The sequence below is a fragment of the Arthrobacter alpinus genome (genome assembly GCF_001294625.1).
GTDB classification, from domain to species: domain Bacteria; phylum Actinomycetota; class Actinomycetes; order Actinomycetales; family Micrococcaceae; genus Specibacter; species Specibacter alpinus_A.
Window position 1 is genome coordinate 3,106,456 of the sequence record NZ_CP012677.1, and the last position, 20,638, is coordinate 3,127,093.

19 protein-coding genes are annotated in these 20,638 nt (G+C 62.6%); 7 read left to right on the forward strand and 12 right to left on the reverse strand.

What is annotated here, in order from left to right; genetic code table 11:
- Window positions 1-195: 195 nt before the first annotated feature.
- The 4 genes from AOC05_RS14125 to ssd are packed head-to-tail and all read right to left on the reverse strand — an operon-like array spanning window position 196 to window position 4,044.
- Window positions 196-819, reverse strand: a complete 624-nt coding sequence (locus AOC05_RS14125; RefSeq protein WP_062007775.1) for a type II secretion system F family protein — start codon at window positions 817-819, stop codon at window positions 196-198.
- The gene (locus AOC05_RS14130; protein WP_157374995.1) at window positions 792-1,703 is read right to left on the reverse strand and encodes a type II secretion system F family protein; all 912 of its coding nucleotides are present in this window, start codon (window positions 1,701-1,703) and stop codon (window positions 792-794) included. Before AOC05_RS14130 ends, AOC05_RS14125 begins: the two co-directional genes overlap by 28 nt.
- The gene (locus tag AOC05_RS14135; RefSeq protein ID WP_082357996.1) at window positions 1,700-2,971 is read right to left on the reverse strand and encodes a TadA family conjugal transfer-associated ATPase; all 1,272 of its coding nucleotides are present in this window, start codon (window positions 2,969-2,971) and stop codon (window positions 1,700-1,702) included. The genes AOC05_RS14130 and AOC05_RS14135 overlap by 4 nt, the downstream gene beginning before the upstream one ends.
- Window positions 2,968-4,044 (reverse strand): septum site-determining protein Ssd, encoded by a 1,077-nt coding sequence (ssd, locus tag AOC05_RS14140; protein ID WP_062007777.1) that lies wholly within the window; start codon window positions 4,042-4,044, stop codon window positions 2,968-2,970. Before ssd ends, AOC05_RS14135 begins: the two co-directional genes overlap by 4 nt.
- A gap of 507 nt (window positions 4,045-4,551) precedes the next feature.
- Between ssd and AOC05_RS14145 the strand changes: the two genes are divergently transcribed.
- Window positions 4,552-4,902, forward strand: coding sequence for a VOC family protein (locus tag AOC05_RS14145; RefSeq protein WP_062007778.1), 351 nt, complete (start codon window positions 4,552-4,554; stop codon window positions 4,900-4,902).
- 70 nt (window positions 4,903-4,972) lie between these two features.
- Here AOC05_RS14145 and AOC05_RS19035 read toward each other — a convergent pair whose 3' ends face one another.
- Window positions 4,973-5,725, reverse strand: coding sequence for a formylglycine-generating enzyme family protein (locus AOC05_RS19035; protein WP_082357998.1), 753 nt, complete (start codon window positions 5,723-5,725; stop codon window positions 4,973-4,975).
- Window positions 5,726-5,991: 266 nt separating this feature from the next.
- Between AOC05_RS19035 and AOC05_RS14150 the strand changes: the two genes are divergently transcribed.
- Window positions 5,992-7,680: a bifunctional 3'-5' exonuclease/DNA polymerase gene (locus tag AOC05_RS14150; RefSeq protein WP_062007779.1), complete on the forward strand. Its 1,689-nt coding sequence runs from the start codon at window positions 5,992-5,994 to the stop codon at window positions 7,678-7,680.
- Window positions 7,681-7,721: 41 nt separating this feature from the next.
- Here the strand turns inward: AOC05_RS14150 and AOC05_RS14155 are convergent, their stop codons facing one another.
- The 3 genes from AOC05_RS14155 to AOC05_RS19520 are packed head-to-tail and all read right to left on the reverse strand — an operon-like array spanning window position 7,722 to window position 10,543.
- Entirely contained in the window at window positions 7,722-8,402 is a 681-nt protein-coding gene (locus AOC05_RS14155) for an NUDIX hydrolase (RefSeq protein ID WP_062007780.1), read from the reverse strand.
- Window positions 8,399-9,244 carry an endonuclease III gene (nth, locus tag AOC05_RS14160; protein WP_082357999.1) on the reverse strand — a complete coding sequence of 282 codons (846 nt, stop codon included), beginning with the start codon at window positions 9,242-9,244 and terminating at the stop codon, window positions 8,399-8,401. The genes AOC05_RS14155 and nth overlap by 4 nt, the downstream gene beginning before the upstream one ends.
- A 3-nt stretch (window positions 9,245-9,247) precedes the next feature.
- The gene (locus AOC05_RS19520) at window positions 9,248-10,543 is read right to left on the reverse strand and encodes a hypothetical protein (RefSeq protein WP_062007781.1); all 1,296 of its coding nucleotides are present in this window, start codon (window positions 10,541-10,543) and stop codon (window positions 9,248-9,250) included.
- 325 nt (window positions 10,544-10,868) lie between these two features.
- Between AOC05_RS19520 and acs the strand changes: the two genes are divergently transcribed.
- Entirely contained in the window at window positions 10,869-12,845 is a 1,977-nt protein-coding gene (gene acs, locus AOC05_RS14170; RefSeq protein ID WP_062007782.1) for an acetate--CoA ligase, read from the forward strand.
- Between the two features lie 114 nt (window positions 12,846-12,959).
- Window positions 12,960-13,421 carry a type II 3-dehydroquinate dehydratase gene (aroQ, locus tag AOC05_RS14175; protein ID WP_062007783.1) on the forward strand — a complete coding sequence of 154 codons (462 nt, stop codon included), beginning with the start codon at window positions 12,960-12,962 and terminating at the stop codon, window positions 13,419-13,421.
- A gap of 13 nt (window positions 13,422-13,434) precedes the next feature.
- On the opposite strand, the gene AOC05_RS14180 is transcribed toward aroQ, so the two are convergent.
- Window positions 13,435-14,619 carry a MarP family serine protease gene (locus AOC05_RS14180; protein WP_062009825.1) on the reverse strand — a complete coding sequence of 395 codons (1,185 nt, stop codon included), beginning with the start codon at window positions 14,617-14,619 and terminating at the stop codon, window positions 13,435-13,437.
- Between the two features lie 222 nt (window positions 14,620-14,841).
- Here AOC05_RS14180 and AOC05_RS14185 point away from each other — a divergent pair, with 222 nt between their 5' ends.
- Entirely contained in the window at window positions 14,842-15,519 is a 678-nt protein-coding gene (locus tag AOC05_RS14185) for a Crp/Fnr family transcriptional regulator (RefSeq protein WP_062007784.1), read from the forward strand.
- Window positions 15,520-15,824: 305 nt separating this feature from the next.
- Here the strand turns inward: AOC05_RS14185 and AOC05_RS14190 are convergent, their stop codons facing one another.
- Genes AOC05_RS14190 through AOC05_RS19525 form a run of 3 tightly spaced genes read right to left on the reverse strand, consistent with a single transcriptional unit; the run spans window position 15,825 to window position 17,396 of the window.
- Window positions 15,825-16,769 carry an NUDIX hydrolase gene (locus AOC05_RS14190; protein ID WP_062007785.1) on the reverse strand — a complete coding sequence of 315 codons (945 nt, stop codon included), beginning with the start codon at window positions 16,767-16,769 and terminating at the stop codon, window positions 15,825-15,827.
- On the reverse strand, window positions 16,753-17,190 hold the full coding sequence (locus AOC05_RS14195) for a RidA family protein (protein WP_154606236.1): 438 nt from the start codon (window positions 17,188-17,190) through the stop codon (window positions 16,753-16,755). The genes AOC05_RS14190 and AOC05_RS14195 overlap by 17 nt, the downstream gene beginning before the upstream one ends.
- 50 nt (window positions 17,191-17,240) lie before the next feature.
- Window positions 17,241-17,396, reverse strand: a complete 156-nt coding sequence (locus AOC05_RS19525; RefSeq protein WP_154606237.1) for a DUF4177 domain-containing protein — start codon at window positions 17,394-17,396, stop codon at window positions 17,241-17,243.
- A 36-nt stretch (window positions 17,397-17,432) separates the two neighbouring features.
- Here AOC05_RS19525 and AOC05_RS14200 point away from each other — a divergent pair, with 36 nt between their 5' ends.
- Together AOC05_RS14200 and AOC05_RS14205 are read left to right on the forward strand one after the other, a co-directional pair.
- Window positions 17,433-19,652 (forward strand): transglycosylase domain-containing protein, encoded by a 2,220-nt coding sequence (locus AOC05_RS14200; RefSeq protein WP_062007787.1) that lies wholly within the window; start codon window positions 17,433-17,435, stop codon window positions 19,650-19,652.
- 10 nt (window positions 19,653-19,662) lie between these two features.
- On the forward strand, window positions 19,663-20,610 hold the full coding sequence (locus tag AOC05_RS14205) for a metallophosphoesterase (RefSeq protein ID WP_062007788.1): 948 nt from the start codon (window positions 19,663-19,665) through the stop codon (window positions 20,608-20,610).
- Window positions 20,611-20,638 lie beyond the last annotated feature (28 nt).

Below are 20,638 nucleotides of genomic sequence, written 5' to 3' on the forward strand. Positions count from 1 at the left end.
ATCCGTGCTTGGACTGATGCATTGGATCCAGTATCTGGATCTCCTGCCACCGTGACGGCGACCGTAAATCCCACTATTCTCGGTTCCGACCGGACAAAAAAGCCCCTTTTCGCGTTTGGTGCAGCGCTGCCGTCCCAGGTGCTGCTGTGGAGGAACCAACCACCATACTCGATGCTTATTTCCCGATTCGGAGGGCTAGAATGCGGGGATCATGGCCACGACCACGGGGACAATACCAAGACAGATGAAGGCAGGCAGGGAACATAACCCCAGTGGGATCACCAGTTTTACTCCCAGTGCCGCAGCACGTTTTTCGGCATCCCGGTTGGATTGTCGACGGCGTTGCCTCGCTTCGGCGTACAACAAGGGTGCTGCCGGGCTGCCTGTCAACGCTGCAAAGCCCAAGGCAGAATGTAGGGCTGCCAGCTGAGGCACACCGCCGACGCCGGCCCACGAATGTTCCCACGACGCGCCCATCTCCAAGCCCGCCACCACCTGGGACAAGCCCGTGTGAATCTGGGCACTTGCCACTCCAGACACAATGCGCAACGCCCAAGGAATGGAAAGGCCGGCATCCAATACGGCACCCAAAAGCTCCAACAACAAAGGCACATCCTCAACCCCAAGATCTCCTGCCGCCTCCGCGTGGTGCTCGAAGTTGGGCCCCTTGCTGGCATCTGCCGGCCCCCGACGCACCCGGGCTGCGCGCTCACGCCACCGCCGGCTCCCATCCCTGCGCCTGAGACAAAGAAAGGCGATGAACAGCAGCACGAATATGCCCACGGCCGCCATCACACTGCCCTGCTTGACGACGTGCATGCAGACCGGCGACGTCTTCCGGCTCTGGGCAAGCCCCCTTTGGAGTGTGGGGATGCGGCGGCCACGATTAATCTGTTGGCCCACCACCTCCCCGCCACCAATAGCGCGATGCCCGCGCCCAAGCAAACCCACCCCACCGGGCTGCCCAGCAATATCCGCACAGGGTCCACGCCCATCATCATGCCCAGTCCCAGGCCCACAACGGGCAGCCATGTGAGCAGGCGAACGGTTGCCCGCGGGCCGGCCAGCGCCGTCTCCCGCATGGCTGCGGCATCGTCCTGCGCTTCCAGCCTGTCCGCGAGTCGGGATAGGACGGCAGCCACCGGAGCGCCGCTAGCCTCGCTCACTTCAAAACAAGCCGCCAACTCCTGCCAGGTCTGCACCTGGGCGTCGGAAAGCTGGCCTGTCGCTGCATGACGAACCGGCGGGCGGATCCCAACACCTCCCACCCGGCAGGAGGCCCTCACCGCCGTCGCTGCGGGAAGCCCTAACAGGCTGGCCCGTTCAACGGCCAAGACCAGCCGGACCGTGGGGTGTGTTTCCTCAGGCTGCCTAAACCTGAATGCCAGCCCTTTCGGGTGATCGCTGGCTTCCTGCTGATCCATTTTGTGTCCGGCGGTCCCATACTCAGCGACCAAAACCTCTGCAAGGGCTCCCCACACGGCAGGGCCTCCGTGCCCAGAGGCCAGCAATGCGGCCAACTGGCGTACGAGCACGGGCATGGCAACATCGCCATGCCCGCACCGGCGGTGAAGCCGCACGCCGCCGAAAACATGAGGCACCCCGGACAGCGGCGTGGCACCACGGGTGGGCCAGTTCCGCCGTCGAACAGAAAAGATGAGGCAGGCCATAGCAGCAAGGAAGAACACTACGATCGCACTCATGCTGCAGCCTCGCTGCCCTTCGACAGGTCAAGGCCCAACCGCCCCGCCAGCTCGGACCAGGCCGGACCGGTGCGGAGCAGATGCCGCGGACCCCCGTCGGCAGTCACAACCCCGGACGGCGTGTCAATGTGAAGCGCGGGAACCACGCTAAGCTGGCCCTCGCACAGGGTTACCACGCCAATTTCAGTGACCATCCGTCCGTGCGCCGTCCGGTCCAGATGGATCACCGCATCCAACGCGCTGGCGCTCTGGAGTGCTACCGCCTCTGTTGTCATGCCCGCCAACACACCGAGGGCGGCAAGTCTGGCCGGCACATCCGCAGCACTGTTCGCGTGGATGGTTCCAGCCCCGCCAGTGTGCCCGGTATTCAGGGCCATCAACAATTCCCGCACCTCCAATCCCCGGCACTCACCAACGATCAAGCGTCCGGGATTCATGCGCAAAGCTTGGCGCACCAACTCCTGCAGGTCCACGGTTCCGGCACCCTCGGCGTTCGCATGCCGGGCCTCCAAGGTCACCACATGGGAGTGGTCGGGTGAGAGCTCTGCCGCATCCTCAATCAACACCAACCGTTCAGAGGCATGGCATAGGCCCAGGAGCGTTGACAGCAAGGTGGTCTTTCCAGCACCCGTTGCACCGCTGATGAGGAAACTGAGACGGCGCTCGATGATGCCTTGAAGAATGACGCCAACCAAGGGGTGCACGCACCCTGAATCTTCGAGTTCAGCCAACGTGAATAGCTGTTGGCGTTTGATGCGGATGGACAGCAAGGTGCCGGTGGATGAGATGGGTGGCAGTACGGCGTGGACACGATATCCCGGGGCAATCTTGACATCCACACAAGGGCACTGATCATCCAGGCGGCGGCCGCCAGCGGCGATGAGCCGGGTGGCCAGAGCGCGCAGGGAGCTTTCATTCTCAAAGCACACATCCACTGCTTCGGGACCGGCACCGCGATCCAGCCAAACGGAGCTGGGGGCATTGACAAAGATATCGGTCACCCGCGGATCCAGGGTGAGCTGTTGCAACGGACCCAACCCATGCAGTTCCGCGCCGATCCTGTCCATGGCGAGCAACGACCCGGCAGCTCCCAGAAGCCGCCCGCTTTCCCTGACCGCTGCCGCCACCCGGAGATCGGTCACCGGCCCCGACTCGGCCAGCACCGTCTGGCGCACCGACTCCAACAGTTCCTGATCAACCCAGGCGGCCTCGGTGCGGGTTCGCTGGCCGGGGGATTGCTGTCCGGCACCATGCCTTGATCGTGTCACTGATCTGCCCTCCGCTGGCCTGCCACGGCATGCGCGGGGGTGCCGTGCCCGGCCATCCAGTCCAGCAGGTCACCATTGAGTTGCCTCACCTTTCGGCGTTTGACCAGCTCCTGGGCGCGACCGTCGTCAAGTATGTCGGCAACTCTGCGCACTTTTGGCACCGTACCTATACAGGGAACCCCGACGGCGGCACCCACTTGGTGTATGTCGGCGCCGTCCCGCAACGGACCCCTGACAACTACTCCGAGCGGTGCCCCCGGCAAGTCCTTGACAAGGCGTGCAGCCGCAGCCGCAGCCTGCAACCGGGCGGGAACCACAACAATAAACCCATCGCAGTGGACACCCAGGACGGCAAGCGACTCTGAGGACCGCCCAACATCAACCACCACGAGTGAGAAAGCCGCGCGCGCTGCATTCATCACCTCATTGATGACAGCGGGGGCCGGCATCTCCGGGTAGCCCCCGACATCAGGGGTGTCCCCTCCCCACGACAACAGGGAAACTCCCGCTGGCCTCGGCAAGGAAGCGGCAAGCTGCTCCGGGTTGATGGGCCCTGAGGCATTGGCCAGGTCCGGCCACCGCAAACCGGGCAGCTCGCCTGCAGCCATGGCCGCGTCGAGCCCGCCACCCCACTGGTCCCCGTCAACGAGTAGCACCGGGAACTCCGAAGCTGCTGTTCCAACGGCAAAAAGGGTTGCCAAAGTTGAGGCACCCGCCCCGCCGCACCCGCCCACGATCCCCACAATTCCGGTGCCGACGGTGGGCTCCCGCAATCTGGTTAGATAGTTCGCCAACCATTGGGCCGAGTCGGGGAGCACCGCAACCATGTCCGCACTCAGTCTCGAGGCCTGCACCCACATCCGCGCAGCATCCTCCGCTGGCCCAACCACCACGGTGGCACCTCGCCAGCCTGGCAGTCCTGCTTCCACATCACTGCCAACAAGGATGGCGGACACCTCATCCCACCGCACGCTGGCCTGTTCCAACGTCTGCGCAACTAGCAGCCCGACGGCGGCTGCCGAACTTACCCGGGCAACCTCACCGTGAAGCGCCGACGAACCGGAAATCACCATGATGGTGGTTTCCAGTTCGGGCAGCCAGGGGCGTCCACTCCCTCGGGGCCGTCCCGATGGTGGCGCCAGGCTCCTTTCAGGAGATTGCCCTGAACCGTGCCGGGCACTGTTTCGAGTCGTCATGACACTACTGTGCGCCCCGGAGAATTGGGCGGCTACGGTTGAAGGGCGGATTGTGAACAAGCACGGACTCGGGTCCCTTTGTGGAGGAAGCTTGCGGTCCCGTCGGGGAAACCTCCACCAGGACATTGGAGCTGTCCGAAAAGCGGACCGGCCAGTAGGCGTTCAGCGATCCCGGACGTTGCCGCCGGCTGTGTAGATGATGCGGTAGTCACCGACGCGAACTCGGAGGCGTCTTCGGCGTCGTCCGGCGCTTTCATCATCTGTTCGTAGTGCTCGGGACTGGCACCGGAATGGGCCGCTTCTATGCGCGTCATAAATGTGGATGAGGCTGATGGTGGGAGCTCCCGCTGTCGGCAGTTGCAGGGTGACTGCTAGGTTGGTGCCATGAAGGTAGAAGCCATCACATTTGGTATACCCGTTCGTGATCTCGACAGTTCGATCACCTGGTATCAATCAGCCTTCGATTTGGGTGAGCCCGATCACTTTCCCATGGAGGGCCTCGCAGAATTCAATCTTGGTGCGTTTTGGCTGCAGCTCGCTTTGGCCCCTGAACTCGCTGGCCGTGCGGGTATCTCCGTGAACATCAGCGTAGAGAACGCCGCTGCCGAGCGGTACAGGTTCGAGGAGAAGGGTCTTGTTGTCAGTGAAATTCAACGATTCGAGGGGGTGGTGGAGGTCTTCGAGCTCACCGATCCTGACGGTAACAAGATCGGTTTTGTCACCGAGTTAGGCTGACGCGCTGACCTTCATTGGCGGAACGTTTTGCGGACACTAACGCCGGTGCCCGCCGGCTGGTCTGTATTGTTCAGAGTTGGTGTTGCCGAGGCGTCCAACCTGACGGCAGCATACCAGTGATCTGTCCACGTTCGGCATCAGCCTGCGCTGACCAGCCTTGAGCTGCTAGCGCATCAGCGAAGGCACCCCGCGCCAAACGCAGGCCGACATCTGGGTGACTCATCCCAGGCGCACCCCCGCGACGCGTCGAGGCCCGTACGCTCCACGACTTGTCCGCAAAACCTCCTCCACGGAAGACACGGTAGTCACCGTAGCGCGCAGGATCTAGCAGATCCCAGCACCATTCCCAGACGTTTCCAAGGGTGTCGTGGAGTCCGAAGGCATTGGGTTGTTTTAGGGCAACTTCTTCAGGGTTCTCCAGCTTGTCATTCGCTGTCCACGCAATGGCATCGAGGGGTCCATGGTGTGGCCCCTCAGTGCCAGCCCGGCACGCATATTCCCATTCAGCTTCGGTGGGCAATCGGTACCCGGAGGCACCTGTCCGCCAAATCACTTCGCCGGCATTAAAGGTGTACACAGGGGCAAGCCCTTCACGCGCTGACGCTGCATTACAAAACTTGATGGCATCCAGCCAGTTGATATCCGCTAACGGCGATTGAGTACCCGGTTCGCCGCTACCCATCAGTTGCGCATACTGAGCCGAAGTGACAGGGAGAATCGCAATCTCGAATGGCTCCAGTTGGACTACCCAACGGCGTTGCCGTCGCGCGTCGTGCAATTCCACCTGTCCGGCCGGTAGTGGAAGAAGATCAAATGAAGACATTCCACAATGCTCCCATGCGGCCCCGCAAGCCGGTCATTCACCGGAACATGCGCAGAAGACTTCAGAAATATGCGGGACTGCGTGTTTCCGCGGGCACGGGCTCCACGCTCACCACGACCCTCCCGTTCCCAGGCAAATTGGTCATCGAACGTGGAATATCTTGCAAGAAGGCTTCCACCGGTGTCGTCCCCGGGCAGGTATCGCCGCAGTCGCCCGCGAATGGCGCAAATATTCGAAAATAGTTTCCCATGACGGACAATGGGGGAATGTACGCGTTAGTAGCCTTGGCTCCGGAAAATGCAGCCGCCGTATTTCAGCTGGTGACAGCACAGGGAACTCCCATGGCGCCCCCACAAACAGTGGCACGCAAGGATCTACCAGGCGTCGTGGCGTCCCTGGAGCAAGCGCACAGTCCCCGCTGGGTGTGGGACAGGGCCCAAAACTGGTACCCGGAGCTGCTGACTGCCAAGGTCCGCGTTGAGCGCTGTCACGACCTGGCGCTCTGCCAGGCCATCTTGGTGAACTCGGCCTATGCCGCTGGCACCGGCTACACACAACAGGCTGCAGTGTTGCCACCCGAGAGCGACGCACCCCCACCGGGCGTCGAATCCGTCCAGGAGAGCCTCTTTGAGCAGCCTTCGGCACGTCGTGGATGGGATCTTGAAACTGTCGCGGCGGAACTGGGTGCCCAAAAAGCGGCCATAGCCTCCTCCACACACCCTTCCAGGCTCACGCTTCTCCTCAGTGCTGAATCCGCGTGTGCTTTAGTGGCCGCGGAGATGCAATATGAAGGTATCCCTTGGCGGGAAGACCTACACAGGAGGCTGCTCAATGAACTGCTCGGTCCCGAACCGGCAGGCTACAACAGGCCGGAGAAGTTGGATGTGCTCGCCTCCGAGCTGCGGTCCGCCCTGGATGCGCCAGCGCTGAACCCCGACTCTCCTCAGGAGCTGATGCGGGCCCTGCACCGGGCCGGGATCGACGCAAAGTCCACCCGGTCCTGGGAATTGATGGAATTCAAGCACCCGGCCATTGAGCCGCTGCTGGCGTACCGGAAACTGAGCCGGCTTTTCACCACCAACGGCTGGACATGGCTGGAACAGTGGGTTCATGACGGCCGCTTCCATTCCGAGTACGTGGTGGGCGGGGTGGTCTCGGGCAGGTGGGCTTCACGCGGCGGTGGCGCCATGCAGATCCCTAAGCAAATCCGGGGGGCGGCGCGCGCAGAGCCGGGCCACAAGTTCATCGTTGCCGACGCCGCGCAGCTGGAACCACGCGTGCTGGCTGCCTTGGCACAGGATTCCACCATGGCTGCCGCCGGGAGGGACAAGGATCTTTACGCCGGAATCGCCGCCCAAGGCTTCGGCGGCGAACGCGACATGGCCAAGGTGGCGCTGTTGGGTGCCATTTACGGTTCAACCTCAGGCGAGTCTGGCCGTCTCATGCCACAGCTGGCCCGCATGTACCCGCACGCCGTCGGCTTTGTCGAGGAAGCCGCCCGGGCCGGTGAACGCGGCGAAACTGTCACCACCCGCTTGGGGCGAAGCACCCCCCCGGCATCAACCCAGTGGCGAGCTGGCCAACAAAGCAGCACAGCCGAAGAGCAAAGGCAGGCGGAGTCCGCGGCCAGAACCCGCGGGCGTTTCACACGGAATTTTGTGGTTCAGGGGACAGCCGCGGAGTGGGCTTGTTGCTGGCTGGCCGAGCTACGACGCCGGTTGCGCGCCTTGCCGCCAGGCCCGGCCGCAACTCCTGGTTCCGAAAGTGACCGCCCGGCCATGGTCTTCTTCCTGCATGACGAAGTCATGGTTCACTGCCCCGACGCGTTGGTGGAGGTCGTCACCAAGATCGTCCATGACTCCTCACAGGCGGCAACGCGGCTACTCTTTGGGGAGATTCCACTTGAATTTCCCGTCAATGTCACAGTTGTCGAAAACTATGCCGACGCCAAATAGTCCCGAGAACCATTTTCAAGGCAGCAGGCGGTGCAAAGAAACTAGATCGGGGCAGGCATCTCCCGCTTTTCATCCCAGGGCACCGACCAGCCCAACTCATCAAAGACATGGTTCAGGATCCCTGCCGTAAAACCCCACACCACCACACCGTTGACTTCGAAGGCCGGGCCCCGAAAGGAACGTCCGGAGTGCTCTATGACGACGGTGACGCGGTTGTCCGGGTCCAGGAGATCACGGACAGGCACCCGAAATACTTGGGCGGACTCACCATAGTCGACAACATCCACAGGGGTTTGTCGGGCCCACCAGCCCAGAACGGGGGTGACAATGAAGTTGCTCACGGACAGCGGAACCGGTGGCAGAGCCCCCAAAATTTCCACACCGGAGGGGTCCAGCCCGGTTTCTTCCTCGGCTTCCCGCAGCGCCGCGGCCACTACGCCAGCGTCGTGGGAATCCACTCCGCCACCGGGAAAGGCCACCTGCCCGGGGTGGTCAGTCAAGGTTGTGGCCCGCTCAACGAGCAAGACATCCAGCTCTGACGAGGCCAACGGTTTGCCGGACACGGCCGGGATCCTGTCCAGCGCACCAAAGAGCAACAAAACAGCCGCCTGCCGGGCTGCGGCCTGGTTTATGGCTGCATCCCACAGCGCCGGGCGGGATTTTGGTAATTCGTCGTTCCCGAGTCGTGCCGCCAAAGCCACCAGGTCCGAGTAGGCGTTCATCCGAGGTATTCGGTGTCTGGGTCCAAAAGCTCGCCCACGCCGATACCCAGGCGGGCCGCACGTTGCGACTGCTGCCGAAACACTGCCGCCTGCCCAACGTCGGCAAGCATGCGCGCCAACAACGTCTCCTGGCCCGGCGCCATCTCGTACTTCAACAACTTTGCGGCCTTGACCGGATCTACCTCACCATCGCCATAGGCCGGGCAAAGATGGGCAATGGGGCAAACCCCGCACGCCGGTTTACGCGCGTGGCAGATGCGACGGCCGTGGAAAACTACCCGGTGGGAGAGCATCGTCCAATCCTTGGACTCAAACAAGGCGCCAACATCGGCCTCGATCCTGACCGGGTCCAGCGAATCGGTCCAACCAAACCGGCGTGCCAGGCGGATGAAGTGCGTGTCCACGGTGATGCCGGGTACCCCAAAGGCGTTGCCCAACACCACGTTGGCTGTTTTGCGCCCCACCCCGGGCAATGTGATCAACGCAGCAAGCGAGTCCGGCACCACGCCGTCGTACTCATCAACAATCCGTGTGGCTAGGGCCAGCAGATTGGCTGCCTTGGCGCGGAAGAACCCTGTGGAGCGGATGATTTCCTCCAACTCCACGCTGTTGGCCTGGGACATCGCCAGTGCGTCGGGGTAGCGCGCAAACAGCGCGGGGGTGACCGCGTTGATGCGCACATCCGTGGTTTGTGCGGAGAGGACGGTGGCCACCACCAGCTCAAACGGGTTACGGAAATCAAGCTCCGCATGGGCATACGGGTACAGTTCCGCCAGCTCCCGGTTGATCTTGCGAGCCCGCCGTTTGAGCGCCAGCGCCGATTCGTGCTCCACCGTTTTCAAGGGCTACTGGCCTTCCGGAGCGCGCTCAATCCCGATCAGGTCCAACAAAATACCCGTCTTTCCATGGCTGTCCTGGACCAAGTAGCTTGTGCCTCGATCTTCGAGGGCCAAAATCCAGGATCCGGGTGTCAGCTTGAATACGAACTGGCGGGTGCGCTCATCCACTACGTTTTGCGGGCGATCAACGGCAAACCAGAATGGATCCGCTGAGACCGGCGTGCGGCCCGCCTCCGGGTCCACGGTGGCCCCGATGCTCTCCATGGCCGGTGCTGCGGCTTCCGTTTCGAGAACCTTCGGGTTCAGCATGGTCGCGGGGGCATCAGGCGCTGAAGCGGGCTCTGAATCCTGTGAAGCTGCGACGCCGGTAGCGGATCCGTCCGGGTTTACGGCATCCGCCGCGGTTGCCTGAAGCAGGCTCTCGGAATTCTCGTGCGCGTGGCTGCCAGCAGGCATTGCCTGCGCCGCAGCGTCCGGATCGGCGGTTGGGACGGCACCGGCGGTTGGGGCGGCACCGGCGGTTGGGGCGGCACCGGCGGTTGTCGAGTCGGCCGCCGCTACCGCAGTTGCCGAATACGGGGCCTGGGCGCTTGCTGCGGGCGTGTAGATCTGCCCGCCGGGAACATGGGTGGCACTGGATGCGGCAGCACTCCACGGAGCTGTGGGAGCCTGCTGACCCTGCCCGGCTGCTGGCTGCGAGTATGCCGCGGACTTGGCCGTGGGCGTCACAGAGCTTCCGGCACCCAAGGCGAGAACAGGCTTGGGTGCAGCGGGACGCGGAACCGCAGTAACGGCGTCGCGCGCCACAGGATGGGCGGGGACCTCGGCGCGGCCGGCGAAATCAGCGGCGAAAAGCGGGATCCACGGGGCCAGGACGGTGGCTCCAAGGAGCACCAGTGCCCCGATCAAACCCACCAAGTAGGGGATCTCAAAGATGATGACGGTGCTCAGGAAGAAATAGGCCGTGGCGAAACCTGCCACGACGGAAGCGAACTGGTCAACAGAGAGGGACCCGATGCGCAGCTTCACATCCGGGCTAAGCCGGCGGATGGTGAACAGGACGGCAACCAGCAGTGGCAAGATCACGCCGATGCCAGTGAAGTACATGCCGCTCAAACTCCACAGATTGCCCTGCAGTCCGTAGACCAGCGTGAGGGGCAGCACTGAGGCCACCAAAACCACCAGCACGGCGCAGAGGACCGTTACGTCGCGGGCGGTGAGGGGGCCAAGAAGGGCTTTACTGATCCCCGGGCTCTTGCGTTCTGACGCCACCGCGGTGGTTGACGCATTTTGCTCTGTCATTAAGTCACTCCTTGTAAGTCACGAATCAGTTACAGCCTAGTGAACGTGGGAGGGCAACACTAGCGGGCAGCAGGCAAATCCGCAGAAAGTTGGCCTTGATGGGGAGAAGTCCCCATCCGGTAAAGTCGTGGATGTCATGCATTTGAGCGCAGATATGACCCCGCTGGCCCCATTGGCATGTGACGGCAAACACGTTCTGGCTCTCGAGGCGATACAGTGAAAGCTGAAACAAAACGCTGTGCCGCCATCTTTTCTTTCCTTCGCTGACTTCAGCGTGAATTCAAGGGCGCCGGCATCCGTAAAGCAGGAATGAAGGGGTTACAAGATGTCCAAGGACACCACCACAGCGGTACCAGGCACGGGCGACGCACTGGAGAATCTTTCCACGGAGAGCCGCAAGTTCGCACCGAGCGCCGAGTTTGCCGCGAACGCGATCGTCAAGGCGTCCGAGTATGCCGACGCAGAAGCGGACCGCCCCGCCTTTTGGGGCAGGCAGGCCCGCGAGATGCTCACCTGGAGCAAGGACTTCACCAAGACCTTGGATTGGACCAACCCGCCGTTTGCCACCTGGTTCGAGGACGGCGAGATCAACGCCGCCTACAACGCCCTGGACCGCCATGTGGAGGCTGGCAACGGTGACCGCGTGGCCATCTACTTTGAGGGCGAGCCCGGTGACACCCGCACATACACGTACGCGCAGCTCACCGAAGAGGTCAAGAAGGCCGCCAACGCCTTTGAGGCGCTAGGCCTTGTCAAGGGTGACCGTGTGGCCGTCTACCTGCCCATGATCCCCGAAGCCGTCATCACACTTCTGGCCTGTGCCCGCATCGGCGCCGTCCACTCCGTGGTCTTTGGCGGCTTCTCGGCGGAGGCCCTGCGCTCGCGCATCGACGACGCCCAGGCAAAGCTGGTGGTCACCGCCGACGGCACCTTCCGTCGGGGCAAGCCCAGCTCCCTCAAGCCCGCCGTTGACGAGGCGCTCAGTGCGGCGGGGCACACTGTCGAGAACGTCGTCGTGGTCAAGCGCAACGGCCAGGACGTCGACTGGGTCCAGGGCCGCGACCTCTGGTGGGCCGACACCGTTGGGGCCGCCTCCGCCGAGCACACCGCCGTCGGGCACGCCGCCGAGCACCCGCTGTTCATCCTGTACACCTCGGGCACCACGGGCAAGCCCAAGGGCATCCTGCACACCACCGGCGGTTACCTGACGCAGACCGCATACACGCACAAGGCAGTGTTTGACCTGCACCCGGAGACGGATGTGTACTGGTGCACGGCCGACGTCGGATGGGTCACCGGCCACTCCTATGTCACCTATGCGCCGCTGATCAACGGCGCCACCCAGGTCATTTACGAAGGCACCCCGGACTCCCCGCACCAGGGACGCTTTTGGGAGATCGTGCAGAAGTACAAGGTTTCCATCCTTTACACGGCGCCGACGGCGATCCGCACGTTCATGAAGTGGGGCGAGGACATCCCCGCCAAGTACGATCTCTCTTCCATCCGCCTACTGGGCTCAGTGGGTGAGCCCATCAACCCCGAAGCCTGGATGTGGTATCGCCGCGTCATCGGCGGAAACAACGCTCCCATCGTGGACACGTGGTGGCAGACAGAAACCGGTGCCATCATGATCGCCCCGCTACCGGGGGTGACAAGCACCAAGCCTGGGTCAGCCCAAGTCCCCATGCCGGGCATCGCTGTGGATGTGGTTGACGAGCTGGGTGCTTCGGTGGCCCACGGCCACGGTGGTTACCTTGTCATCCGCGAGCCATGGCCTGCCATGTTGCGCGGCATCTGGGGCGATAACGAGCGTTACAAGGACACCTACTGGGCACGTTTTGATGACATGTACTTTGCTGGCGACGGCGCCAAGTGGGACGAGGACGGGGACGTGTGGCTCTTAGGCCGCGTCGATGACGTGATGAACGTCTCCGGGCACCGCCTCTCCACCACTGAGATCGAGTCAGCACTGGTCAGTCACCCTTCAGTGGCTGAGGCAGCAGTTGTTGGTGCCGCTGATGAGACCACCGGCCAGGCCGTGGTGGCGTTTGTCATCCTCCGTGGCTCCGCCGTCGAAGACCCGGACATTGTCGCCACCTTGCGCAACCACGTGGGGCACGAGATTGGCCCGATCGCCAAGCCGAAGACCATTTTGGTGGTGCCGGAACTGCCCAAGACACGTTCGGGGAAGATCATGCGCCGCCTCCTGAAGGACGTTGCCGAGGGCCGCGATGCTGGCGACTCCTCAACCCTGGCGGACAACACAGTGATGAACCAGATCGCCGAGTCGTTGAGGGCATAGTCCGCCCCATAATCTGTGTCGTAGTTGTTGCATTGGAAACCGCTTTCCTGAGCCGTTTTGATGCAACACCTGCGACACAGACTTATTTAAGGGAAGGTGCGGCATTATTGAGCTATGACTTCTTCCACTCAAGCACCCCGCCGCGGTTCCATCCTGGTCTTGAACGGTCCCAACCTGAACCTTTTAGGCACGCGCGAGCCGGCCATTTACGGAAGCGCCACCCTGGACGACGTCGCGACGTTGACCGCTGCCGCCGCCAACGCCGCCGGGTTCGGGGCGGAATGCATCCAGTCCAACCACGAGGGCGATCTGGTGGACGCACTCCACGGCGCCCGGGGCACTGCGGTGGCGATCATCATCAACGCCGGCGCCTACACCCACACGTCGGTGGCCATCCGGGACGCGATCGCCGCCGTCGAACTTCCGGCCGTGGAAGTTCACATCTCCAACGTCCACCAGCGCGAGGAATTCCGCCGCCACTCCTACTTGTCGGCGGTGTGCCAGGCAGTCATCGTCGGCGCCGGCATCCACGGCTACGAGCTGGCCGTCAGCTACCTGGACAAGACCCTGCCGTAGGGCGCCGGGAATATTACTTGACGCTGCAGGACCCCGAGGCGACGGGGCTGCTGAGCATGGGTGCGGCGGCGATCACCGGGGCCGTCTCCACCATAGTGAAGGCGAACCCGACGGGCTCCGACGCGGTGGATTTGGCGAAGATCACGCCCACCACATTACCGGCGGCGTCAAGCAGTGGACCACCAGAGTTCCCGGATTGCACATTGCCCGCCAGCTGGTAGACATCCAGCAACGACTTTTGCGAACCGGTAATGTCCGGGATGAGCAGTGGGCCCGAGGAAAGCACCGTGGCTGGGCGAATCTGGAGGGGTCCTCCCAAGGGGTATCCGACAAAGGCGGCCGCGGAGTTCGCTGGCAGGTTGGCGGCCGTGGGCAGCGGGGCAGCATCGAGACCGTCGACGGCCAGGACAGCCAGGTCCTTGACCGGATCAAAGAAGACGACGCGGGCCCGCAGAGCCCCTTGTGTCTGTGTTTGCACCACGGGCATGGCCACCCCGGCAACTACGTGGGCGTTGGTCAGTACCCGGTCCTTGCCAATGACGAAGCCGGTTCCGGTCTGATTTTGTCCGCATTGGAACGCGGTACCGGAAATCATCATCACGGACTTGGCTGCCTTGTTCCACGCCGGTGTGTCGGTGCTGGCGGTGGGCGCTGCTACCTGGACGTTGGGGCCGGACGGGTTGAGGATCTGCGGAATTCCCTCCTCCAGCACCAAGGACCGCAGCTGTGCCGCGGCTGCCTTGACCGGGTCGGGGGTCCAGGCATCGATGCGGGAGATCACGGCGGAGTCGCTGAGCTGCTTGGAAACCACGGGGATACCCAAATTTGTGACGCCGAATGCCAGCATCGATATGACGAGGGCACCGACCACAACGTTGAGGGCACCGCCAAGAATACGGTTCACGGAGCGGATGGAACCGAATTTCATGTGAGTGCCGATGGCACGGCCAACCCTGATCCCGATCGCATGGCCGGCTCCGATCAAGATAACCGTTACGCCAATGACGAACGCAGCTCGCCATCCGGGTCCCGGCGCATACTGGCTGGCCAACGGCGCGGCGAAAAACGCCCCAAAAGCACCGGCAATAAATCCTGCCAGCCCGCCCAGGCTCACCAACAGACCCGCCCTGAGCCCATAGATCAACTGCCACAACAGCCATAAAATCAGCAAAACATCCAACCAAGAAAAACCAAACACCCTGTACTTAGCCTTCCCTAGCTGTGAACCCTCCGTGCCAGCCACAAGCGAGGGCCGCACAATCACATATTACCGGGACAAGCCATGCATTCCCTGCGTCGGAATCCGGTAAAATCCCATCCAAGATCGCGGCGGATGCCAAATTGGTCACAAAATGGGCAAATATCTGAAAGAATCACTGTTAGGTCACAACTGTTTAGTTACATACTTCAAGGAGATTTCATGGACATCGAGGTACTGCGCCGGGCGCCCCTTTTCACCACGCTCGACGACGAGGCATTCCGCCTTCTGACAGACGAATTGGCCGAAGTGGACCTTTCCCGCGGCGCATCCGTCTTCCGTGAAGGCGATCAAGGCGATCAGCTGTACTTCATCGTTTCCGGCAAGGTGAAGCTGGGTCGCACCTCCCCCGACGGCCGCGAATCACTCGTCGCCATCCTGGGCCCGGGAGAATTGTTCGGCGAAATGGCGCTGTTTGATCCGGCCCCCCGCAGCACCACCGCCACCGCCGTCTCGGAGACTCGTCTCGCCGGTTTGAAGAACGAATCCTTGAATGCGTTGCTGCGCAATCGCCCCGAGGTCTCCATGCAACTGCTGCAGGCCCTGGCCCGTCGCCTGCGCCGCACCAACGACAACCTCTCGGACCTGGTCTTCTCGGACGTCCCCGGCCGCGTGGCCAAGGCCATCTTGGACCTGGCGGACCGCTTTGGCCGTCCCGCCACCGACGGTATCCTCGTAGCCCACGAGCTCACGCAGGAGGAGCTGGCACAGCTCGTCGGCGCCTCCCGCGAGACCGTCAACAAGGCACTGGCCGAGTTCGTCCAGCGAGGCTGGCTCCGTCTGGAAGCACGCGCAGTGGTCATCTTGGACGTCAACCGCCTGCGCCAGCGCTCCCGCTAATCCCCAGCCCGTCCCAGAGCTCGCAGGCTCGCTCCGGGCCCCTTGGGGCTGTGGGCCCAAGTACATAGGATGCGCGCACGACGTCGGCCCGACCACCGTATGGTGGTCGGGCCGACGTCGTTGAGGGGACGGATCACCGACGGCGGCGGAGCCGGTGTTTCCGAAGGCGACGTCAGGGAGGCCGAGGCCGCCCCCGGCCGATTGGCCGGAAAGTCGCCGAGGCAATGCCGGTCCGCCGCCGATGATGTGTCCCCTCAACGAGGGTGGGGTGGGGTGGGGTGATGTGTCCCCTCAACGAAGGGTGGCTACCGCTCGCGGCAGGCCGCGCCCTCGGATGCCGGCGCCACCGACACTTCCAGCCCAAAGGAGCCGTCCGACAGGGTCACCAAGTCGGGCTTGTACTCCCTGCTGGGTCGTTTGTGGTTCAGATAGGCGATGCAGCCGCGCGCCGCAGCCATCTTCTCCAAACTGATCTCCACGGCCGGGACGCTCAGCTCACCGAGCGTCAGACCCACCGTGCCTGGAAGGCCTATCTCGTCGCCGAGCATGGACGTGGCACGGGCCGCCAGGATGTCGCTGGCACAGACCCAGCGCCCCCAAACGCCCTTGCTGGCAAGGAGTTCCGGCTGCTGGCTGACAGGCAGTGCAGCCGCAAAGTAGCGGGTGTCGAAACGGCGGTGGGCAAAGTCAGGGCCTACCCAGTGGCTCAGCGGTTTGAGCAGGTCTGTGCGCAGCGCCAGGCCTCGGCGTTCGAGCAACTTCGCAAAGGTGGCGTCCTGGGAGGCGATGTCCTCACGCGCCTTCATCCATTCAGGCCCGGAAACGCCCTCAACCATGGATGCCGCGTCCGGGCCGGCCAGTAGGATGCCGGTTTCCTCAAACGTTTCACGTATAGCCGCCACCACATGGCGCTTGGCGAGATCCACATTGGTGGTGCCAAGGCTCTTGGCCCACTGCGCAGGTGAGGGGCCCACCCAGTCGGTGACGTCGTCGTCCGCGGGTTCCACGGTGCCGCCGGGAAATGCCACGGTCCCCAAGGGTGAACCGCCGGGCCGGTAGGTCATGAACGCCTGCAACCCGGTGGGGCTGTCTTTCAACAGCACCACCGAGGAAGCAAAGCGGGGCTTGCTGGGTGCGCGTTCGCCAAAATCAAGCCAGGCCTGTGCGGCCACACGTTGATCGGCATTCAGCGGAAAGATCCGCTTGCCTGCGGGCCTGAGACCCGCGGGATTGTTACTGGAATTCGGCAATCAACTCAACCTCAACAGGCGAGTCCAGGGGCAGCACGGAAACCCCGACGGCGGAGCGTGCGTGGATTCCTACCTCTCCAAATACTTCACCGAGCAGTTCGGAGGCACCGTTGATGACGCCTGGCTGGCCTGTGAATGAGGGGTCGGAGGCAACAAAGCCCACGACTTTCACGATCCGGGTGACGCGGTCAAGATCGCCAATGACGCTCTTGAGCGCTGCCAGTGCGTTGACGGCGCAGACTGCGGCGAGCTTTTTTGCGTCCTCAGCGGAAACGCCGGCACCAACCTTGCCCGTGACTGTGAGTTTGCCGTCAATAAAAGGTAGCTGGCCTGAGGTGAAGACATTGTTGCCGGCAACCACTGCCGGCACGTACGCAGCCACCGGGGCGGCGACGGCGGGGAGCGTCATACCAAGCTCCATTAAACGTGCCTCTATGCGGGAAGTACCTTGAGCCTGTGCGGGTTCCACGGCTAGGCCTTCTCTCGCTTGAGGTACGCAACCAGACCGTTGCCGTCGGGGCCGGTGATGACTTGAACCAGCTCCCAGCCATCCTCACCCCACTGGTCAAGGATCTGCTTTGTAGCATGAATAATAAGCGGAATCGTAGCGTACTCCCATTTCGTCATGCTTCAAAGCGTAGCCCCTACAGGTAAACTGGGAAAATGGCTGCAAAAAAACACCCCATTTTCGATACCGCCACAACCTTGGGAAAACTGGTTCTCTTTCTGGGTGTGAGTGCGGTCTGTGGTGTCCTGGTGGCCGGCCTCATGGTCCCGGCCGTGGCGCTGACAGGGAACACGGCCACGGCGTCCATCTCCTTTTTTGACGATCTGCCGGATGAGATGACCGTCGGCACTCCGGCCCAGTCATCGAAGGTTCTGGCCTCTGACGGGTCCTTGCTGGCCACGTTTTACAACCAGAACCGCACCGAAGTCTCCCTCGATGCAATCTCGCCCTTCATGAAGGACGCCATCGTTGCCATTGAGGACGCACGCTACTACGAGCACGGGGGCATCGACGCCAAGGGCCTACTCCGGGCCGTGACCTCCATGGCGAGGGGAGGCGACCGACAAGGTGCCTCCACTATCACGCAGCAGTATGTCAACAACATCATCATCCAGACGCTTGAAGCCAACGGCGAAGGTGACAAGGCCAAGGTCGGCAGTGACAAGGGCGTGGGCGAGAAGGTTCGCGAAATCAAGCTCGCCATCGCATTGGACAAGAAGTACTCAAAAGATGAGATCCTGCAGGGCTACTTGAACTGGGTGCTCTTCGCCAATGGCAACTACGGGATTGAATCCGCCTCGTCGTTTTACTTTGGCGTCTCCGCCAAGGACCTGACGCTTCCCCAATCAGCCCTGCTGGCCGGTGTAGTGAACCTCCCGGTTTACTACGATCCCTTGGCCAATCCGGAGAACGCCCTCTCCCGCCGCAACATGGTCTTGGACCGCATGTTGGACCTCGGGAAGATTGATCAGGCGCAGTTTGATGCCGCGGTGGCCACGCCGATCGAATTGAACATCCAAACCCACAAGAACGGCTGCACCACCGCCGTTCGTGGCGAGTATTTCTGCCAGTACGCCACGAATCTGATCCTCAACGATGCCGCGTACGGAAAAACGCGGGCTGATCGGGAAAAACTGCTCTTCCAGGGCGGCCTGACCATCACCACCACCTTGAATCCAGCACTGCAGGACGCGGCCCAGGCCCAGTTCGCAAACTTCACCCCCGTGGACAACAACCCTGACCAGGTGGGCCAGTCGCTGGTCAGCGTGCAACCCAAGACCGGGCAGATCCTGTCCATGGCACAGAACACGAAGCTCAACGCGCCCGAGGGGCAGTGGTCCAACGACTACAACTTCAATGTGGACCGTCTGGATGCCCAGGGTCAGTCCTTGGGTGGCGCCGGTGGCTTTGACGTTGGTTCAACCATCAAGCCGTTCACCTTTGCCGAGTGGTTGAACTCCGGCCACAAGATCAACGAGATCGTGGACGCCTCGGTACGGCGTTACCCCGCCACCAAGCAGTGGACCAACAGCTGTGGGGTCACAACGGGCGAATATGACTCCTCGAAGCCACCTTCCGTCGACCTGCAAAACGCGGACGGCGACAAAGGTTCCTTCTACAAGCAAGTCACGGCCCGCGAGGGTCTGTACAACTCGCTGAACACCGCCACCTTCGCGACCGCGGCGAAGTTGGATATCTGCAACATCCAAAAAATGATGACGGCCACAGGAATCCACCAAGGCAACGACCCCAATCTGCCGTACAACCTTGACTACGCCAGTAGTCTGCTGGGCAGCGGCGAGGTGGCTCCGGTCATCATGGCCTCCGCGTTTGCCACCTTCGCCTCCGGCGGCGTGCACTGTGATCCCATCGCGCTGCTCTCCATTACCAATGCCAAGGGTGACAAGTTCCCGGTACCGGGAGCCAACTGCCAGCAAACCGTCAAGCCGGAGGTTGCCGCCGGCGTCGTTTCCGTCCTGCAAGAGGTTTTGGTGCGTGGCTCCGGCTACCAGATCCCGTTGAAGTTTCCCGCCGCCGCCAAGACCGGTACCACCAATGACTCCCAGCAGACCTGGACCACCGGTTTCACCAAGGGCTTAGTCACCACGTCCTGGTTGGGCAGCGCCACGAACAAGAACACCTCCAACAACGGCAAGTTGATAGCCAACCAGCGCGTCGACTACGTGGATGGCGCAACCTACGCGGGCAAGGCGTGGCAGGGATACATGAATCAGGTGGCTGGCAGCTTTGACGTCGCGGCCTTCGACGCCCCCCCGGCCAGCATGGTCAACCCCCCTGTCGTGGCGGCCCCCAAGCCCGATACCAAGGACGCCGCCAAGCCCAGTGACGCCCCGCCCGCAGAGAAAAAGGACTAGAGCGTAAACTATGGGCACCCAACACAACCCCGCCTCGCGCCTAGCCACCCTTGGCTGGGCTGCTGGCCTGACCACGGCTGCTGGTGTTGGGTGCGTGGCGTATGGGACGTTGATCGAACGGAATTGGTTCACCCTCCGTCAGGAATCCGTGCCGATCCTGCCCGCTGGCTCCAAACCGTTCACAGTGCTGCACCTTTCCGACATCCACCTCTCGCCTGGGCAGCACAAGAAGTCGGCGTGGCTGCGTGACTTGGCGCAGCTCAAACCCGATCTGGTGGTCAATACCGGTGACAACCTCAGCCACCCTGACTCCGTGCCCCTTCTCTTGGCTGCATTAGCACCGCTGATGGCGTTTCCCGGCGTTTTTGTGCCCGGGTCCAACGACTATTTTGCCCCTCGATTCAAGAACCCGTTGGGCTACCTGACGGGCCCGTCGAAGTTGCCCAGGGACGCCAAGGCGCCCATTCCCTTAGACACGCAGGCACTGCACGCCGGTTTTGGCCAAGGCGGCTGGGTGAACCTGACCAACCGGGCCCAGTCCATCCCCTTGAACGGCATACGCTTTGATTTCAGCGGGGTGGACGACCCTCACCTCAACCGTGAACGCTACGCCGGGTGGCCGCGCGGTTCCAGCAACCAGGACAGCGCACCCCACGTGCGGATCGCCGTCGCCCACGCCCCCTACCAGCGGGTGCTCGACCATTTCACCACCGAGGCGGCAGACCTCATCCTGGCCGGCCACACTCATGGCGGGCAGGTCTGCCTGCCGGGCTACGGCGCCCTGGTCAGCAACTGCGATCTTCCCACCTGGCGCGCCAAGGGCCTGCACGACTGGGATACCAACGGACACACGACGCCGGTCAATGTCTCGGGCGGCATCGGCACCTCCCGCATGGCCCCTTTCCGCTTCGCTTGCCGCCCGGAAGCCGTGGTGCTCACACTGACGGCCAAGCCGTAACGTAGCTTCAGTGCGGGTGTGCGCGGTC

Excerpts from the sequence above, each read along its gene's own strand:
- AOC05_RS14125 (WP_062007775.1), bottom strand. The coding sequence starts at position 819 with ATGCACGTCGTCAAGCAGGGCAGTGTGATGGCGGCCGTGGGCATATTC.
- AOC05_RS14130 (WP_157374995.1), bottom strand. The coding sequence starts at position 1,703 with ATGAGTGCGATCGTAGTGTTCTTCCTTGCTGCTATGGCCTGCCTCATC.
- ssd (WP_062007777.1), bottom strand. The coding sequence starts at position 4,044 with ATGGTGATTTCCGGTTCGTCGGCGCTTCACGGTGAGGTTGCCCGGGTA.
- AOC05_RS14145 (WP_062007778.1), top strand. The coding sequence starts at position 4,552 with ATGAAGGTAGAAGCCATCACATTTGGTATACCCGTTCGTGATCTCGAC.
- AOC05_RS19035 (WP_082357998.1), bottom strand. The coding sequence starts at position 5,725 with ATGTCTTCATTTGATCTTCTTCCACTACCGGCCGGACAGGTGGAATTG.
- AOC05_RS14150 (WP_062007779.1), top strand. The coding sequence starts at position 5,992 with ATGTACGCGTTAGTAGCCTTGGCTCCGGAAAATGCAGCCGCCGTATTT.
- AOC05_RS14155 (WP_062007780.1), bottom strand. The coding sequence starts at position 8,402 with ATGAACGCCTACTCGGACCTGGTGGCTTTGGCGGCACGACTCGGGAAC.
- AOC05_RS19520 (WP_062007781.1), bottom strand. The coding sequence starts at position 10,543 with ATGACAGAGCAAAATGCGTCAACCACCGCGGTGGCGTCAGAACGCAAG.
- acs (WP_062007782.1), top strand. The coding sequence starts at position 10,869 with ATGTCCAAGGACACCACCACAGCGGTACCAGGCACGGGCGACGCACTG.
- aroQ (WP_062007783.1), top strand. The coding sequence starts at position 12,960 with ATGACTTCTTCCACTCAAGCACCCCGCCGCGGTTCCATCCTGGTCTTG.
- AOC05_RS14185 (WP_062007784.1), top strand. The coding sequence starts at position 14,842 with ATGGACATCGAGGTACTGCGCCGGGCGCCCCTTTTCACCACGCTCGAC.
- AOC05_RS14195 (WP_154606236.1), bottom strand. The coding sequence starts at position 17,190 with ATGGAGCTTGGTATGACGCTCCCCGCCGTCGCCGCCCCGGTGGCTGCG.
- AOC05_RS19525 (WP_154606237.1), bottom strand. The coding sequence starts at position 17,396 with ATGACGAAATGGGAGTACGCTACGATTCCGCTTATTATTCATGCTACA.
- AOC05_RS14200 (WP_062007787.1), top strand. The coding sequence starts at position 17,433 with ATGGCTGCAAAAAAACACCCCATTTTCGATACCGCCACAACCTTGGGA.
- AOC05_RS14205 (WP_062007788.1), top strand. The coding sequence starts at position 19,663 with ATGGGCACCCAACACAACCCCGCCTCGCGCCTAGCCACCCTTGGCTGG.